The 16,200-nt window shown below is 74.3% G+C and carries 12 protein-coding genes; 9 read left to right on the forward strand and 3 right to left on the reverse strand.

Going from position 1 to position 16,200, the window contains the following annotated elements:
• Nucleotides 1-23: 23 nt before the first annotated feature.
• Complete coding sequence (locus tag AMIR_RS16465) at nucleotides 24-1,073, forward strand: 3-dehydroquinate synthase family protein (RefSeq protein WP_015802090.1); 1,050 nt, start codon at nucleotides 24-26, stop codon at nucleotides 1,071-1,073.
• 114 nt (nucleotides 1,074-1,187) lie between these two features.
• Here the strand turns inward: AMIR_RS16465 and AMIR_RS16470 are convergent, their stop codons facing one another.
• A complete protein-coding gene (locus AMIR_RS16470) occupies nucleotides 1,188-3,914 on the reverse strand; it encodes a helix-turn-helix transcriptional regulator (protein ID WP_015802091.1) in 2,727 nt (908 codons plus the stop codon).
• A 1,363-nt stretch (nucleotides 3,915-5,277) separates the two neighbouring features.
• Here AMIR_RS16470 and AMIR_RS16475 point away from each other — a divergent pair.
• The gene (locus AMIR_RS16475) at nucleotides 5,278-5,691 is read left to right on the forward strand and encodes a GNAT family N-acetyltransferase (protein WP_015802092.1); all 414 of its coding nucleotides are present in this window, start codon (nucleotides 5,278-5,280) and stop codon (nucleotides 5,689-5,691) included.
• A 57-nt stretch (nucleotides 5,692-5,748) separates the two neighbouring features.
• Here AMIR_RS16475 and AMIR_RS16480 read toward each other — a convergent pair whose 3' ends face one another.
• Nucleotides 5,749-6,615 (reverse strand): helix-turn-helix domain-containing protein, encoded by an 867-nt coding sequence (locus AMIR_RS16480; protein ID WP_240438943.1) that lies wholly within the window; start codon nucleotides 6,613-6,615, stop codon nucleotides 5,749-5,751.
• 132 nt (nucleotides 6,616-6,747) lie between these two features.
• Here AMIR_RS16480 and AMIR_RS16485 point away from each other — a divergent pair, with 132 nt between their 5' ends.
• The 5 genes from AMIR_RS16485 (at nucleotide 6,748) to AMIR_RS16505 (ending at nucleotide 13,633) form a co-directional block, all read left to right on the forward strand.
• Nucleotides 6,748-7,746 (forward strand): SMP-30/gluconolactonase/LRE family protein, encoded by a 999-nt coding sequence (locus AMIR_RS16485; protein ID WP_015802094.1) that lies wholly within the window; start codon nucleotides 6,748-6,750, stop codon nucleotides 7,744-7,746.
• A gap of 278 nt (nucleotides 7,747-8,024) precedes the next feature.
• The gene (locus AMIR_RS16490; protein WP_015802095.1) at nucleotides 8,025-9,482 is read left to right on the forward strand and encodes a glycoside hydrolase family 62 protein; all 1,458 of its coding nucleotides are present in this window, start codon (nucleotides 8,025-8,027) and stop codon (nucleotides 9,480-9,482) included.
• Nucleotides 9,483-9,564: 82 nt separating this feature from the next.
• Entirely contained in the window at nucleotides 9,565-11,163 is a 1,599-nt protein-coding gene (locus AMIR_RS16495) for a glycoside hydrolase family 43 protein (protein ID WP_015802096.1), read from the forward strand.
• A gap of 38 nt (nucleotides 11,164-11,201) precedes the next feature.
• The gene (locus tag AMIR_RS16500) at nucleotides 11,202-12,512 is read left to right on the forward strand and encodes a CE1 family esterase (protein WP_015802097.1); all 1,311 of its coding nucleotides are present in this window, start codon (nucleotides 11,202-11,204) and stop codon (nucleotides 12,510-12,512) included.
• A 44-nt stretch (nucleotides 12,513-12,556) separates the two neighbouring features.
• Complete coding sequence (locus AMIR_RS16505) at nucleotides 12,557-13,633, forward strand: LacI family DNA-binding transcriptional regulator (protein ID WP_015802098.1); 1,077 nt, start codon at nucleotides 12,557-12,559, stop codon at nucleotides 13,631-13,633.
• Nucleotides 13,634-13,681: 48 nt separating this feature from the next.
• Here the strand turns inward: AMIR_RS16505 and AMIR_RS16510 are convergent, their stop codons facing one another.
• Nucleotides 13,682-14,896, reverse strand: a complete 1,215-nt coding sequence (locus tag AMIR_RS16510; RefSeq protein WP_015802099.1) for a GNAT family N-acetyltransferase — start codon at nucleotides 14,894-14,896, stop codon at nucleotides 13,682-13,684.
• A 103-nt stretch (nucleotides 14,897-14,999) separates the two neighbouring features.
• Between AMIR_RS16510 and AMIR_RS16515 the strand changes: the two genes are divergently transcribed.
• Nucleotides 15,000-15,569 carry a TetR/AcrR family transcriptional regulator gene (locus tag AMIR_RS16515; protein WP_015802100.1) on the forward strand — a complete coding sequence of 190 codons (570 nt, stop codon included), beginning with the start codon at nucleotides 15,000-15,002 and terminating at the stop codon, nucleotides 15,567-15,569.
• A gap of 71 nt (nucleotides 15,570-15,640) precedes the next feature.
• The gene (locus AMIR_RS16520) at nucleotides 15,641-16,165 is read left to right on the forward strand and encodes a cysteine hydrolase family protein (RefSeq protein WP_015802101.1); all 525 of its coding nucleotides are present in this window, start codon (nucleotides 15,641-15,643) and stop codon (nucleotides 16,163-16,165) included.
• Nucleotides 16,166-16,200: the final 35 nt, after the last annotated feature.

Raw genomic sequence — 16,200 nt, forward strand, 5'->3', positions numbered from 1 at the left:
CCCGCCCACCCGAGGAGGAAGCAGTGCCCAGCTCCACCCACCCCGCCCCCACCGCCGCCACCACCCGCGAGGTCCGGGTCGAGCTGGGCGAGCGCGCCTACACCGTCCACATCGGACACGGCGTGCGCGCCGCCCTCCCGGACGTCGTGCGGGCCCTCGGCGCGCGCCGCGCCGTCGTGGTCACCGCCCGCCCGGCGGACCAGACGCCCGACCCCGGCGTCCCCTCCCTCGTCCTCCCGGCCCGCGACGGCGAGCACGACAAGACCCTCGCCACCGTCGCCCACCTGTGCAGCCGGTTCGCCGAGTTCGGCCTGACCCGCGCCGACGTCGTCGTCTCCTGCGGCGGCGGCACCACCACCGACGCGGTCGGCCTCGCCGCCTCGCTCTACCACCGGGGCACCCCGGTGGTGCACGTGCCGACCTCGCTGCTGGCCCAGGTCGACGCGAGCGTCGGCGGCAAGACGGCGGTCAACCTCCCCGAGGGCAAGAACCTCGTCGGCGCCTACTGGCAGCCCGCCGCCGTGCTGTGCGACCTCGACCTGCTCGCCACCCTGCCCGAGCGCGAGCTGCGCAACGGCCTCGGCGAGATCGCCCGCTGCCACTTCATCGGCGCGCCGGGCCTGGACCGGCTGCCGCTGCTGGACCAGGTGGCGGCGAGCGTCGCCCTCAAGGCCCGCGTCGTGGCCGCCGACGAGCGCGACTCCGGCCTGCGGCACACCCTCAACTACGGCCACACCCTCGGCCACGCCCTGGAGCTCGCCACCGGTTTCGCGGTGCGGCACGGCGAGGGCGTCGCGATCGGCACGGTCTTCGCCGGCCGCCTCGCGGGCGCGCTCGGCCGGATCGGCCCGGACCGGGTGGCCGAGCACCACTCCGTGGTCGCGGGCTACGGGCTGCCCGTCGCGCTGCCGCCGGGCGTGTCGGACGACGAGCTGCTGCGGTTCATGCGCCGCGACAAGAAGTCCACCGGCGGCCTGGCGTTCGTGCTCGACGGCCCGCGCGGTGCCGAGCTGGTGCGCGACGTCGACGAGCACGTCGTCGCCACCACCCTGGCCGCGATGCCCCGAGCCTGAGGCGGACCGGGACCGGACAGGGCGGGACCGGACAGGGCGGAACCGGACAGGGCGGGACCGGACGGACCGGGACCGGACGGGGCGGCCCCAGAACCACGGGACCGCCCCTCCTCGTCACTTCGACCGGTCGACGCTCAGCTCCGGCGGCAGCTGCTCCCGCTGCTTGATCCCGAGCTTGCGGAACACCCGCGTCAGGTGCTGCTCCACCGTGCTGTGCGTGACGTACAGCTTCACCGCGATCTCCCGGTTCGTCAGCCCCGACGCCGCGAGCGCGGCCACCCGGTGCTCCGAGCTGGTCAACCGGTCCAGGTCCGACCTGCGGGCCGCCGACGCGGGCTGCGCGGGCACCAGCCCGTCGGCGGTGGGCATCAGCTCCTCGCACAGCGGCGCCGCCTCGCACATCCGGGCGACGTGCCACCCCCGCCGGATCACCCGGCGCGCCAGCTTGTTCTCGCCCAGCGCCCGCTGCGCCCTCCCCAGGTCGCGCAGGGTCCGCGCCAGCTCGTACTTGTCGTCGACGGCCTCGAACACCGCCACCGCCTCCCGCAGCAGCTGCGGGTGCCGCTTCACCGAGCTGGTCGCCGCGAGCAGCCGCAGCGCCTGCCCGCGCGCCCGGCGGCTGTCCGTGCCCGGCCTGCCGAGCTGCTCGTGGATCAGCACCCGCGCCTGGTCCCGGTTGCCCTGCGCCAGCCACGCCTCCGCCGCCGCGGTCCGCCACGGCACCGGCGCGCACCCGCTGCCCAGGCCCCACCGGGTCAGCTGCTCCCCGCACAGCAGGAAGTCGCCCAGCGCCGCGCGTGGCCGTTCCCGCGCCAGGAAGAAGTGCCCGCGCGCGTACAGGTAGTCCACGCTGTTGCGGTGCCCGAACATCCCGTTCGGCACCGGCTGCGCCACCACGGCCGCCGCCTCGTCGTAGCGGCCCATCCTGGTCAGCGCCAGCACCCTGGTGCTCAGCGGCAGCCCCACCGACACCCCCCACGCGGTCGGGGACACCACGGTCAGCGCCTCCCGCGCCAGCTCGTCCGCGCTCGGGTGGTCGCCCCGGCGCAGCGCCGACTCGGCCGCCAGCGCCAGCACCTGCGCGCGCGGCATCGGCAGCAGCGGCACGGCCCGCGCCGACAGCAGCTGCTCGCACCACGAGGCGGCCACGTCCGCGCGGTCCGAGTAGAGCAGCGCGGACAGCGCCAGCACGGCCGCACCGCCGTAGCACCCGGACTCCCGCGCCAGCCGCAGCTCCCGCAGCACCGCCTCCGCCCGGTCGGCCACGTCGTCGCTGTCCCCGGCCACCAGCACGTCCAGCAGCACCGCGTTCGCCCTCGGCACCAGGTCCGCCCTGCTGCGCGCCGAGTCCACGTCCCGCCCCAGCACGGTCCTGGGCCGGGCCGCGCCGGGGTAGGTGCTGGTCAGCCAGTGCTCCAGCACCGGCACGTCCTCGGCGGCGCGCGGGTCGGTCCGCAGCCGGGCGAGCACCGCGTCCGAGTCGGCGGTGTTCCCGGCCCAGCGCAGGTGCTTCATCAGCGTCGCGCTGTCGCGCACCGACAACCTGCCCGCGTGGAACGCCGCCAGCAGCGCGGTGTGGTGCCTTGCCGAGGTCGACGGGTTCACCAGCCACTCGGCCGTGGCCAGCCGCGCCTGCACGGCCGTCCTGCGCTCCCGGTCCGGGCTGCAGTCGAGCGCGCGCTGGAGCAGCGCCACCGCCGCCGTCGGCTCGCCGCGCTGCACCACCAGCTCCGCCGCGTCCACCAGCAGGTCCGCCGCCCACGGGTCGGTGATGCGGCCCGCCCGCAGCAGGTGGTCGGCGATGTCGGTGACCGCGCCGCCCTGGTCGCGCAGCAGCCGCGCGGCGCGGCGGTGCAGCACCTCGTGCTCGGCGACCGGGGTGTCCGCGACGACCGCGCGGCGCGCCGCGTCGTGCCGGAACCCGTCCTCGGCCAGCAGCCCCGACTCCCGCAGGGCGTTCAGCACCTGGGCGACCTGCTCCGGCTCGTGCCCGGACAGCCTGCCCAGGTCCGACGCCGAGCCGCCGCCCAGCACGGCCAGCGCCCGCACGGTGTCCAGGAACAGGGGTTCGTTGCGGTGCAGGCAGGACAGGAACGAGTTGCCGTAGCCGATCTCGCGCGGCTCGCCCGCCTCCAGCACGTCCACCGCCAGCGCGTGCAGCAGCAGCGGGTTGCCGCCGGTCAGCGCGGCGAAGTCGACCCGCTTCGCGACGTCCGCGCCGACCGCCCGCACCGCCTCCTCCCGCACTCTGGCCGCAGGCAGCGGCGCGACCCGGACCAGGCCGAGCCCGCGCAGGCGCAGCAGCTCGTAGCGCAGCGGCGGGAAGCTCACCGGCAGCAGCAGGTCGTCGGTGAGCAGCAGCCGCACCCGCGCCGTGTCCAGCCGGTGCACCAGCTGCAGCAGCACGTGCAGCGAGGCGGTGTCGCCGTGGCGGACGTCGTCCACCGCGATGACCAGCGGCACCTCCTCGGACAGCGCGATCAGCGCCGCGCACAGCGAGTGGTACAGCTGCAGGAGCGCCGAGTCGTCGGCGGGCGGCGGGGCCGGGGCGAGCAGCTCGCCGAGGTCGGCGACCAGGCGCGGGTCGACCCTGGCCATGCCGGGGGAGGCGAGGAGCTGCTTGAGCACCCCGAACGGCAGCTCCGTCTCCGGCGGGGTGCAGGTGGCGGTGAGCACGAGGTGGTCCTCGTGGGCGATCCGGTCGACGAGCCGCCGCAGGGCCGTCGTCTTTCCGCAGGCGGGCGGTCCGTCCACCAGGAACGCCCGTCCCGCCCGGTCCGGCAGGTCCACCGCGAGGTGCTCGACGGCCGACTGGATCTCGGGTGCGCGCAGAAGCTCCACTGGGGGAGTGGTCCTTTCCGTGGTCCGTGGAGTGGTGGTCCGGAAGGCGACCCGGTCCGCGGGGACCGGCCCCGGCCGGTGGCGGCGCTCCGGCGGGTGCGGCGGTCCCGGCGCGCGCCGGAACCGCGCGTGGGCGCGCTGTTCCGGGGGAGGCGTGGTCCGGGTGCCCCGTCGTGGCGATCCGCGACCGCCTTCGCGGGCGGTCGGGGAACTCGCGTCGTCGTCGACGCCGGGCAGCCACGTCGTGCGCCGCGCCACCCCCGCGAGCGGTGCGCGCGGGGACCGCTCGGGTGCACGGGTTTCGTTGACAAGCTGTTGTCGAGGGCGTAAAAGCCGTTATTCCCTCCGCCGCGCGCGAGGCGGGCGTTCCACCCTTGAGCTACGCGGCAGTAGCTGTTCCAGGATCGTTCACCGTGCCCTCTCGCGGAGTTCGGTTCGCGTTCGCGGTGCGGTCCGCCGTTCCATCTTCACCATTGTTGGGCATGTGGGCAAGCGTCTTAGGGGTGGGCCTGGCTCCACTCCCGGTTAACGGCCGAGTTCTCGGGAAAGATATCCCTGCTGCATTCGGTTGCACGGGCGGGTGTGATCGGGGCAAGTGCGCTTGATGCCACCTCGCGTGGACTGGATCCGTTGCCAACCGTGACCGGTCGGGACGTGACGGGCGCCACTCTGCTCCGAACGGGTTGAGATGCGCTTGAGCGGTTTCAACCCGTGCTACGTGCGATCTTGGGGCGGTGCTGGGCCGAGTGGAGGTGCCCGCTCGGTGCCCGGTTGGGCGGGGCGTCGCGCTCCGCCTCGGCGGGGGAGCGCGCCGATACTGACTGAGCGTGATGTCAGCGGGTGACCTGGTGGGGGTGCCCGGTGTTTCACGGGTGGGTGTCCGCAATTTTGTCGCGTTTCGGGTCCGGGTTTTCTTCCGGGGCTTCCCGCAGGTTCTTCGAGAGGGGCGATGGAATGTTCCTCCGCCGCCCGGGTGAACGCCTCGCGATTCTGCTCGCGGTGATGTGCGGACGTCGTGCCGCGATCGCCTGCGGCCATTCCCGGTTCCCCCTCCGCTGCGGCTTCCCGTGCCCGTGAACAGGTGTTCCTCGGCGTCGGAGTGGTCGACGCGGCGCGTGGGCGCGTGGTGGCGGTGTTCGACGTGGGAGGGAAACCCCCAGGCGTGGACCGCATTGACCGGTCGCCGCGCGGGGGATGTCGGGGGCGGCGCGAAGGGCCGCGACGGCGCTCTTTTCAGCGGCGCCGCCGCGTCTCGCCGGGCCGGGGGATGTCGAAAATCCGCGAGCGCCCGCCCGCATCCCCGCCGACGGGGAAATCGTCAGGTCGGGCGGGGGCCCGCCCGCGCCCGTGGGAGCCTGACCGCGTGCACCGGGACTACGAGCTCCACCCGACCCCGCCGTCCGTCGCCGACTACCTCCGCCTGCGCGCCGAGTCCGGCCTGTCGCCCAAGACCGCCGAGCAGGCCGCCGCCGCCCTGCCCGGCGCCTGGGCCTCCTTCCACGTCACGCACGCGGACGGCGGGACCGTCGGCATGGGCCGGGTCCTCGGCGACGGCGGCTGGTACTTCCACGTCGTCGACATGGCCGTGCTGCCCGACCACCAGGGAAGGGGCGTCGGCGGCGCGATCATGGACGCGCTGCTCCGGCGCATCCGCGAGGCCGCCCCGCCCGGCGCGTTCGTGACCCTCCTGGCCGACGCGCCCGGCCGCCCGCTGTACCTCAAGCACGGCTTCACCGAGACCGCGCCCGGCTCGATCGGGATGGCGCTCACGCTCTGACCGGCGGCCCCGCCCCGCCGCCGCGAGCGCGACGGCGGTGGCCGGTCACCCCCCGGCTCACCCGACGAGCGCGCGCAGCCTCGCCTCGTCGGTCGAGCCGGGTTCGGCGGTGCACGCGCACACGTGCCGGGTCTCGGTGGCGGAGATCGGCAGGTCCACCGAGTGGTAGCTCAGGCTCAGCTCACCCGCCTCGGGGTGCCGGAAGGTCTTGGCGCCGCGCGGGTGCAGCAGCACGTCGTGCGCGCTCCACCGCGCCCGGAACTCGGTGCTCGCGGCCGTCAGCTCGCCCACCAGCTCGCGGGTGGCCCCGTCGCGCGGGTCGCGCCCGGCCTCGGCGCGCAGCGCGGCGACGAGCACGTCGGCGGTGCCCGCCCAGTCCCCGTAGAACTCGCGGGCGCCCGCGTCGAGGAAGTGGTAGCGGGCGAGGTTCGCCCGGCCGCCGTCCCGCGTGGTGGCGCTGGCGAACAGCGGCGCGTAGAGCGCGCGGGCCAGCGGGTTGACCGCCAGCACGTCCTGCCGCCGCCCGGTCACCATCGCCGACGACAGCGTCATGCTGTCCAGCAGCCACTGCGCCGTCGCGGGCAGCGCGGCCTCCGCCGCCACCTCGGCGGCGCGGGGACGCCGGGCCGCGCGCGCCAGGTCGAACAGGTAGACCCGCTCCTCGGCGTCGAGCCGCAGCACCCCGGCCACGGCGTCGAGCACCTCCCGCGAGACACCGCCGATGTGCCCCTTCTCCAAGCGGGTGTACCAGTCCACGCTGACCCCGGCGAGCAGCGCGACCTCCTCCCGCCGCAACCCCGGCACCCGCCGCCGCCCGAGCACGGGCAGCCCGGCCCGCCCCGGACTCACCCTCGCGCGCCTGCTGACCAGGAAGTCCCGCACGTCGGAGCGGTTCGCCACCGGGTGCCGCCCAAGATCGCCCACACCGCTCACCCTAGTCGGCCGCCCCGCCCGGAAGGGGGGTGAAGAACTACCCCCGACAAGCGTCCACTGCCACCCCGCGCCACGAAGCGCTTGTCTGGCGCCAGACACCCCTTCGACCCCCGGAGCCCTTCCGTGACCACCACCCGAGCCCTCCTCACCGCGACCCTGCTCCTCACCGCGCTCGCCCCAGCCCTCCCCGCCGCCGTGCCACCCGCCGCCGCCGCGCCACCCGCCGCCCTCACGCCACCCGCCACCGCCGCGCACCACCCCGTCACCCGCTACGTGGTCCCCGGCGACCGCGCCTACCCGGAGGGCATCGTCCGCGAGCCGGGCACGCCGCACTTCTACGTCGGCGGCACGACCGACGGCACGATCTGGCGCGGCCACGTCGACCGCCCCACCCTGGAGCCGTTCCTGCCCGCCGGTCAGCACGGCCGCACCACCGCCGTCGGCATGAAGATCACCCGAGGCAGGCTGGTCATCGCGGGCGGCGCCACCGGCAAGGTCTTCGTCCACAGCACCCGCACCGGCGCGCTCCTGCACGTGTTCGACTCCGGCGCCCGCGACGGCCTGGTCAACGACGTCGCCATCGCCCCGAACGGCGACGCCTACGTCAGCGACTCGTTCCGCCCCGTCCTCTACCGGATCACCGCCGCCCAGCTGGCGAGCCCCGAGGTCGACCAGCCACTGAGGACGTTCGTGGACCTCACCGACTCCCCGGTGCGCTACGAGGAGGGCATCAACGGCAACGGCCTCGTGGTCACCCCGGACGGCCGCCACGTGCTGCTCGCCGACACCAACTCCCAGGCGTTCCACCGCATCAGCACCCGCACCGGCGCCGTCACCCCGATCGACCTGGGCGGCGTGGGCGACATCGGCTCGGACGGGCTGCTCCTGCGCGGCAACGACCTCTACAGCGTCACCAGCCTGTTCCACCCGGAGGGCGAGATCAGCGTCCTGCGGCTGAGCGAGGACCACTCCCGCGCCACGGTGCTGCGGCGGGTCAACGGCAGGGGCATGGACGTCCCGTCCACCGCGACCTTCGACGGCGACGACCTGCTGGTGGTCAACTTCCAGTACCAGATCGCCGAGCCGAACCTCCCGTTCACCGTCGTCCGCGTGCGCCTCTGACCCGTGGCGGGCTCCGGGCGACCCCCGCCCCGAGCCCGCCCCATTCCCCGCCCCATTCCCAGCCCCGTCCTCGCCCCGAGCCCGCCCCGATCCACCTGCCCCCCGGCCGAAAGAACGCGCGAAACCTTTGCGCTGGAAGCTAAACCGCGTCCGCCCTTTTTAGCTTTGACCACCCTGTGCCACCTGGCTAGATTGCAGGAAGTGGGGGAGTACCAGCCCGCTCCCGCCGCTCCCGGTCGGCCGCGCCGACCACCCGTCGACGACGACGAAGGGCGACCATGCTCCTCGCAAGGCTGTTCACCCCGCGCCGGGCCCGGATCGGCGCCATGGCCACCACCTCGCTCGCCATGGTGGCCGCGCTCGCCGCCCTCCCACCCCAGGCCGCCGCGGCGCCGGGGTGCTCGATCGCCTACGCGGCGACCTCCCAGTGGCAGGGCGGTTTCACCGCGAGCGTCGCGATCACCAACCTCGGTGACGCCGTCGACGGCTGGACGCTCACCTGGACCTACGGCTCGGGCCAGCAGGTCGCGCAGGCCTGGAACGCCGAGGTGTCCCAGTCCGGCGGCCAGGTGAGCGCCCGCAACGCCTCCTACAACGCCGCCATCCCCACCGGGGGCCGCGTCGAGTTCGGGTTCACCGCGACCTCCACCGGGTCCAACCCCGACCCGACCTCGTTCAGCCTCAACGGGACCACGTGCACGGGAGGAGTCGGGCCCACGACCACCACGCCCCCGACCACGCCGCCCACCACCACGACCCCGCAGCAACCGGGCGGCTCGCTGCCGAGCAGCTTCCGGTGGTCCTCCAGCGGCGCGCTGATCGGCCCGAAGCCCGACTCCTCGCACGCCACGGTCTCCGTCAAGGACCCCAGCGTGGTGCGCCACAACGGCCGCTACCACGTGTTCGCCTCGGTCTACACCAACGGCTACAACCTCGTGCACACCAGCTTCACCGACTGGTCCCAGGCCGCGTCCGCCCCGCACCACTACCTGGACCGCTCCGGGATCGGCACGGGCTACCGGGCCGCGCCGCAGGTGTTCTACTTCGCCCCGCAACGCCTGTGGTACCTGGTGTACCAGACCGGGTCCAACGCCTCGTACTCGACGACCGCCGACATCGAGAACCCCGCGTCCTGGTCCGCGCCGAGGAACTTCTACGCCAACGGGATGCCGCAGATCATCCGGGACAACATCGGCAACGGCTACTGGGTCGACTTCTGGACCGTCTGCGACACGGCCAAGTGCCACCTGTTCTCCTCGGACGACAACGGCCACCTGTACCGCTCGGAGACCAGCCTCGCCCAGTTCCCCAACGGCTTCACCAACACCGTGATCGCCATGCAGGACAGCAACCGCAACCGGTTGTTCGAGGCGTCCAACATCTACAAGGTCGCCGGCAAGAACCAGTGGCTGATGCTCCACGAGGCGATCGGCTCGGACGGCCGCCGCTGGTTCCGCTCCTGGACCGCCCCGGCGATCGCCGGACCGTGGACCGCGCTGGCCGACAGCGAGTCGAACCCGTTCGCCAGGGCCAACAACACCACGTTCCCCGGTGGCCAGTGGACGCGCGACATCAGCCACGGCGAGCTGGTGCGCAGCGGGACCGACCAGACCATGGAGATCAACCCCTGCAAGCTGAGCTACCTGTACCAGGGCCTGGACCCCAACGCGTCCGGCGACTACAACCGCCTGCCCTGGCGGCTGGGCCTGCTGACCCAGACCAACTCCCCCTGCTGACCCCCACGACCACCGCCGCGCCCGACAAGTCCACCGCCGCCGCGCCCAGAGCCAACTCCCGGACACCAGGAGAGGCACACCGATGCCCCGTCAACGCCGATGGGCGCCCATCGCCCTGGCCGTGCTCGGCCTCGTGGCGGCGAGCCTGACCGCCACCACCACCCACCCGGCCCGCGCGGCCGGGACCTACACCAACCCCGTGCTGTGGCAGGACTTCGCCGACATCGACGTCCTGCGCGTGGACGACACCTACTACTACTCGGCCTCCACCATGCACTACTCGCCCGGCGCGCCCGTGCTGCGCTCCTACGACCTGGTCAACTGGGAGTTCGCCGGGCACTCCGTGCCACGCCTGGACTTCGGGGCCAAGTACGACATGGGCAACGGCTCCCGCGCGTACGTCAACGGCATCTGGGCGTCGTTCCTGGCGCACCGCAAGAGCAACCGCACCTTCTACTGGGGCGGCTGCGTCGACTTCGCCCAGACGCACCTGTACACCGCGACCGCCGTCGACGGCCAGTGGTCCAAGCACACCACCATCAACAAGTGCTACTACGACGCCGGGATGCTCGTGGACGACGACGACACCCTGTACGTCGCCTACGGCAACACCAGCATCAGCGTCGCCCAGCTCTCCGCCGACGGGAAGTCGGAGGTCCGCTCCCAGCAGGTGTTCCAGACCCCCTCGAACATCGGCACCCTCGAAGGGGCGCGCTTCTACAAGCGCGGCGGCAACTACTACATCTGGCTCACCAGGCCCGCGAACGGCCAGTACGTGCTCAAGTCGTCCAGCCCGTTCGGCCCGTACTCGATCCAGCAGGTGCTGCTCGACCTGCCCTCGCCGATCCAGGGCGGGGGAGTGCCGCACCAGGGCGGCCTGGTGCAGACCCAGAACGGCGACTGGCACTACCTGGCGTTCGTCGACGCCTACCCCGGCGGGCGCGTGCCGGTGCTCGCCCCGATCACCTGGACCTCGGACGGCTGGCCGCGCGTCACCACCGTCAACGGCGGCTGGGGCGCGACCTACCCGAAGCCGAACCTGCCCGCGCCCCCGCGCCAGGTCAAACCCATGATCGGCGCCGACACCTTCTCCGGCGCCGCGCTCGGCCCGCAGTGGGAGTGGAACCACAACCCGGACACCGCCAAGTACAGCGTGAACAACGGCCTTCGCCTGTCCACCGCGACCGTCACCAACGACCTGTACTCCGCCCGCAACACCCTCACCCACCGCATCCAGGGCCCCACCTCCACCGGCACCGTGGAACTGGACCTGTCGGGGATGCGCGACGGCGACCGCACCGGGCTGGCCGTGCTGCGCGACTCCTCGGCGTGGATCGGCGTCAAGCGCGACAACGGCCGCAACCGGATCGTCTCCGTCACCGGCCTGACCATGGACGGCTCCTGGCGCACCACCGGAACCGGCTACGAGGTCGCGAGCGCCGACCTGGGCGGCTCCCGGATCTGGTTGCGCGCCAACGCCGACATCCGCCCCGGCAACGGCAGGCAGGCCCGGTTCTCCTACAGCACCGACGGCGTCAACTTCACCGCCTTCGGCCCGGCGTTCACGCTCAAGAACGACTGGCGGTTCTTCATGGGCTACCGCTTCGCCGTCTTCAACCACGCCACCGCCGCGCTCGGCGGCTCCGTCACCGCCCGCCGCTTCGACCTCACCACCCCGTGACCACACCCACCGGAACCACCACAGGAAGGGCGAATCCCTTGGCGCGCAACAGGGTCCTCGCGGCAGCGGGCATCGCGCTGCTCACCCTCGCCGCGGGGCTGATCACCACCAGCGCGACCGGAGCGCCCGGCGCGTCCGGCGCCCCCGGCGCGTCCGCCACGACGGAGGGCTGCGGCAAGGCGCCCGCGCTCACCAGCGGCACGCGCACGATCACCAGCAGCGGCAAGTCCCGCACCTACATCCTGTCGATCCCGGACGGCTACGACCGGAACCGCCCCCACCGCGTCGTCTTCGGCTTCCACTGGCTCAGCGGCACCGCGAACGACGTCGCCACCGGCCAGACCGTGCAGCGGGACGTCTGGTCCTACTACGGCCTCAAGCGCCTGGCGGGCAGCAGCACGATCTTCGTGGCGCCGCAGGGCTTCAACAACGGCTGGGCCAACAACGGCGGCGAGGACATCACCCTCGTCGACGACATCGTCCGCCAGCTCGACGCCGGGCTGTGCGTGGACACCACCCAGCGGTTCGCCACCGGCTTCAGCTACGGCGGCGCGATGTCCTACTCGGTGGCCTGCTCGCGGCCGACGGTGTTCCGCGCGGTCGCGGTCATCGCGGGCGGCGTGCTCAGCGGCTGCGCCGGCGGCACGCAGCCCATCGCCTACCTCGGCATCCACGGCCTGCGCGACAGCGTCCTGAACATCTCCGGCGGGCGCTCGATGCGCGACCGGTTCGTGCGCAACAACGGCTGCGCCGCGCAGAACCCGCCGGAACCGTCCCAGGGCAGCCTGACCCACCGGGGCACCACCTACACCGGCTGCCGCGACGGCTACCCGGTGCGCTGGGTCGCGTTCGACGAGGGCCACATCGCCGCACCGCAGGACAACGCGCCCGGCGACAGCGGCACCAGGACGTGGGCGCCCGAGGAGACCTGGCGGTTCTTCACCCAGTTCGCCGGAACCGGCCCCGACCCGACCAGCACCACCACGACCACGACCACCACCACCACCACCACGCCCGGCGAACCGCAGCCGGGGGCCTGCCGGGTGTCGGCCACCGTCAACGCCTGGGGCAACGGCCTGACGGCGGAGCTCGCCATCACCAACACCGGGACCACGCAGGTGCAGGGCTGGTCGCTGGAGTTCGCGCTGCCCGCGGGCCAGGTGATCACCTCGGGCTGGAACGCCTCGTACGCGCCCAGCTCGGGCCGGGTGACCGCCCGCGACGCGGGCTACAACGCGGCGATCCCACCCGGTGGCAAAGTCAGCATCGGCTACCAGGTCACCCACGGCGGGGACGCGGCCCCACCTTCGGGGTTCTCCTTGAACGGCGCGGCCTGCACGATGGGGTAGGACCTCGCGCGGGGCTGTCGCGCGACCGGTGACGGGAGGCACGGGTGACGGGCACACCCCCGCGAGCAGGTGTCCGCGAGAGCGGGCGGACGCGCGTCACGCTGGCCGACGTCGCGTCCGCCTGCGCCGTGTCGGTGCCCACCGCCTCCCTGGTGCTCTCCGGCCGCGCGCGGGAGCTGCGCATCTCGGCGGCGGTGGAGCGCAAGGTGCGGGCGACGGCCGAGCAGCTCGGCTACCGCCGCGACACGCTGCTGTCCGCCTCCCGCACCAAGACCCTCGGTTTCGTCTCGGACGCCGTGGCCTCGGCCAAGCTGTCCGGTGAGCTGATCGAGGGCGCGGTCGGCGCCGCCCACCGGCACGGGTTCACCCTGTTCGCCGGTGAGAGCGGCGGCGACCGCGAGGTGGAGGCGGCGCTGGTGGCCTCGCTGCGCGCCCGCCAGGTGGAGGGCGTGGTCTTCGCGGCCAGGTTCCCCCGGCTGCTGGAGGTCCCGGACGGGCTGCGCGACGGGCCGTCCGTGCTGCTGAACGTGCTGCCCGCCAACGACTTCCCCGCGCACGCCGTGCTCCCCGACGACCGCGGCGGCGGCCGTTCGGCGGCGCGCGTGCTGCTCGACGCCGGGCACCGCGAGGGCGTGCACCTGATCGGCACCGGGCCCACGGCCGAGGCGATCGACCCGCGCCACATCGCCGCCGTGGCCCGCCTCTCCGGCGCGCTGGAGACCTTCGCGGCGGCGGGGGTGGAGGTGGAGAGCGTGCGCCCGTGCGTGGAGTGGATGCCGGAGAACGGCTACCGCGCCACCCTGGACCTCCTGTCCCACCACCGCCCTCGCGCGCTGCTGTGCTTCAACGACCGCCTGGCGTTCGGCGCGTGCCAGGCGCTCGCGGAGGCGGGCCTGTCCGTGCCGGACGACGTCTCCGTGGTCGGCTTCGACGACCACCCCGTGGCCGCCTGGATGCGCCCGCGCCTGACCACCGTCGCCCTGCCGCACCACCGCCTGGGCGCGATGGCCGTGGAACTCCTCCTGTCCCGCCCCCGCCGCGACCGCAGCCCGACGACCGTGCACCACGTCCCGATGCCGGTGGTGGTGGGGGGATCGGTGCGCGCGGTCGAGCACGCCTGAGGCGGGTTCGGCGCCCGGCCGGACGGGCGGGCGGGGAGGCCGGCGGGGTCAGTTCCAGGCGGACCCGGGGACCGGCCGCCACCTGGCGTCGGACTCGGCCGGCGCGGCGCAACGGCCGAACGCGGCCGGCCCGGCCCGGTCGACGGCGGCTGCGTCGGTGACGTCCAGCGCCACGGGCGGCACCCGGTGCTCGCGGTGCAGGCCATCGCCAGGACGTGGTTCACCCACCCCGGCGAGAGCCTCACCGCGGTCGACCCCCGAGCCGACCACGCGAAGCGGGGCGCGGTCTGGTCGTGGCACTGGTGTCCACGCGCTGGGACGACCGCTCCGACAGCGGAGCCGCTCGTCGACCGGGTCCGCTCGCCCCGCCCGGCCGCTGCTACCCGCGCGCCTCCAGCGCGGTGAAGGTGATCGTGCGGGCGTGCTCGCGGAACCCCAGCCCTCGGTACAGCGGCGCGGGCGCGGGGTGGTCGGGGTGCCCGTGCAGCGGGTACACCACCGCCGCCCGCCCGCCTCGCGCAGCGCGCCCAGCGCCGCCAGGCACACCGCCCGCCCCAGCCCGCGCCGCCGCAGACCGGGGTCGACCCCGACCGGTTCCAGCTCGCCCACGCCGTTGCGCTCGTCGAACCAGATCAGGCAGGTGGCCGCGAACCGCCCGTCCGGCCCCTCCACCACCCAGTCCAGCCCCGGCCGGTACGGCCACGCCCCCATCACCGCCCGGTAGCTCTCCTCGGTGACCCGCGACGGCCACCAGGCCGCCCGGTGCGCCGCGACCCGCGCCGCCACGTCCTCCTCGCCCCGCACGGCGCGGACCCGGTACCCGGCGGGCAGTTCGGGCGTCGGCAGGTCGTCCAGCGCGCGCACCGAGTGCCGGAAGTGCGGCCCGCCCAGCCGCTCGTACCCGCGAGCCTCCAGCGCGGCGACCAGGTGCGGTTCGGCGTCCAGCACGGTGACCGACCGCCGGGGCGCGGTGGCCACGCCCGCGAACCAGTCGAGCACCGCCCCCGCAAGCTCGGGCCGGGCGGGGTCGACCAGCAGCGCCAGCTCACCCGGCAGCTCGGCCCACCCCCACGCCACCACCTCGCCGCCCGCCTCCCACAGCGCGGTCGGCCACTCGGCCTCGCGCCCGGTGTGCTGGTTGCGCTGCCAGGCCAGGTCGCCGACGTGCCACCGGCTCGACGGCGTCCAGATCCGCCGCGCCAACCCCTGCATCGCGCGCAGGTCCGCGGGCCCGGCGTACGGGCGCGTCCTCACCTCGGTCATCGCGTGATCATGTCGCCAGGGACGGGCCCCGAGCACCGGAGATTCCCGCGCGCGCGTTCGGCGACACTTGCTCATTTATTGACAACTGTCTAGTTTCACCCCCGTGACCACCCGTCCCGACCGCCGGGTCGCCCGCTCCAGGGCCGCCCTCATGGCCGCCGCCGTCGACCTGGTCGCCGAGCGCGGGGCGGCGGTCCCGGTGACCGACCTGGCCGAGGCCGCCGACGTCAGCAGGCAGCTGCTCTACCAGCACTTCGGCGACCGCGACACGCTCCTCGTCGCCGCTGCGGCGGACCTGGTGCGGCGCGAGCTCCTGCCGCACCTGGCCGACCCGCGGGCCCCGCGCCACGCCCGCCTCCTGGCCGTGGCCCGCCACTTCGCCGACCACCGCCCCTTCTACCGCGCCGTGCTCACCGGCCCGTGCGCGTGGCGGCTGGCGGAGGCCCTGGCCGAGCTCTTCCGCACCCTCATCACCACCGAGGCCCTGCGCGCCGGCCTGGGCGAGGTGGACGAGCGGGCCGCCCGCGACCTGGCCGTGCTGATCTCCCACGGCACCGGCGCGATCGTCCACGACTGGGTCGTGCGCGCCGAGGACCCGCTGCGCCCCGAGGAACTCGCCGACCGCCTGCTCACCGTCACCAGCCTGCTCACCCCGGCACCCCCGCACCCCTGACCCCCACCGGCGGCCCCCGCGCCGCCACCACCGAAACGAGGCCCGAGATCCCCACCCCCGCCCTGCTGGTGATGGACGTCCAGCCCGCCGTGGTCGCCCGCTACCCCGACCCGGCCTACCTCCCCAGGCTCGCCACCGCGCTCGAGGCGGCCCGCGCCGCGTCCGTGCCGGTGATCCACGTCGGCGTCGGCTTCCGCCCCGACTACGCGGAGATCCACCCGCGCAACAAGATGTTCGGCCGCCTGGCCGCGGCCCCCAGGGGCTCCGGCGCCACCGACTTCCACCCCGAGACCGCGCCGCTCGACGACGAGGTGGTGGTGACCAAGCGCCGCGTCAGCGCGTTCGCGGGCAGCGACCTGGACCTCGTCCTGCGCGCCCAGGGCGTCGACCACCTGGTGCTCACCGGCATCGCGACCAGCGGCGTGGTCCTGTCCACCCTCCGCCAGGCCGCCGACCTGGACTTCCAGCTCACCGTCCTGGCCGACGGCTGCCTGGACGGCGACCCCGAGGTGCACCGCGTGCTCACCGAGAAGGTCTTCCCGACGCAGGCCGAAGTCCGGACGATCGCGGACTGGGCGGGGTCCCTGGACGTGTGACCTGGCCCGCCTGACCCCAACCGCCCGATCCCGGC

The sequence above is a fragment of the Actinosynnema mirum DSM 43827 genome (genome assembly GCF_000023245.1).
In the GTDB taxonomy this organism is placed as follows: Bacteria; Actinomycetota; Actinomycetes; order Mycobacteriales; family Pseudonocardiaceae; genus Actinosynnema; species Actinosynnema mirum.

Coding starts and splice junctions, on each gene's coding strand:
- AMIR_RS16490 (WP_015802095.1), top strand. CDS start 8,025: ATGCTCCTCGCAAGGCTGTTCACCCCGCGCCGGGCCCGGATCGGCGCC.
- AMIR_RS16495 (WP_015802096.1), top strand. CDS start 9,565: ATGCCCCGTCAACGCCGATGGGCGCCCATCGCCCTGGCCGTGCTCGGC.
- AMIR_RS16510 (WP_015802099.1), bottom strand. CDS start 14,896: ATGACCGAGGTGAGGACGCGCCCGTACGCCGGGCCCGCGGACCTGCGC.
- AMIR_RS16520 (WP_015802101.1), top strand. CDS start 15,641: ATGGACGTCCAGCCCGCCGTGGTCGCCCGCTACCCCGACCCGGCCTAC.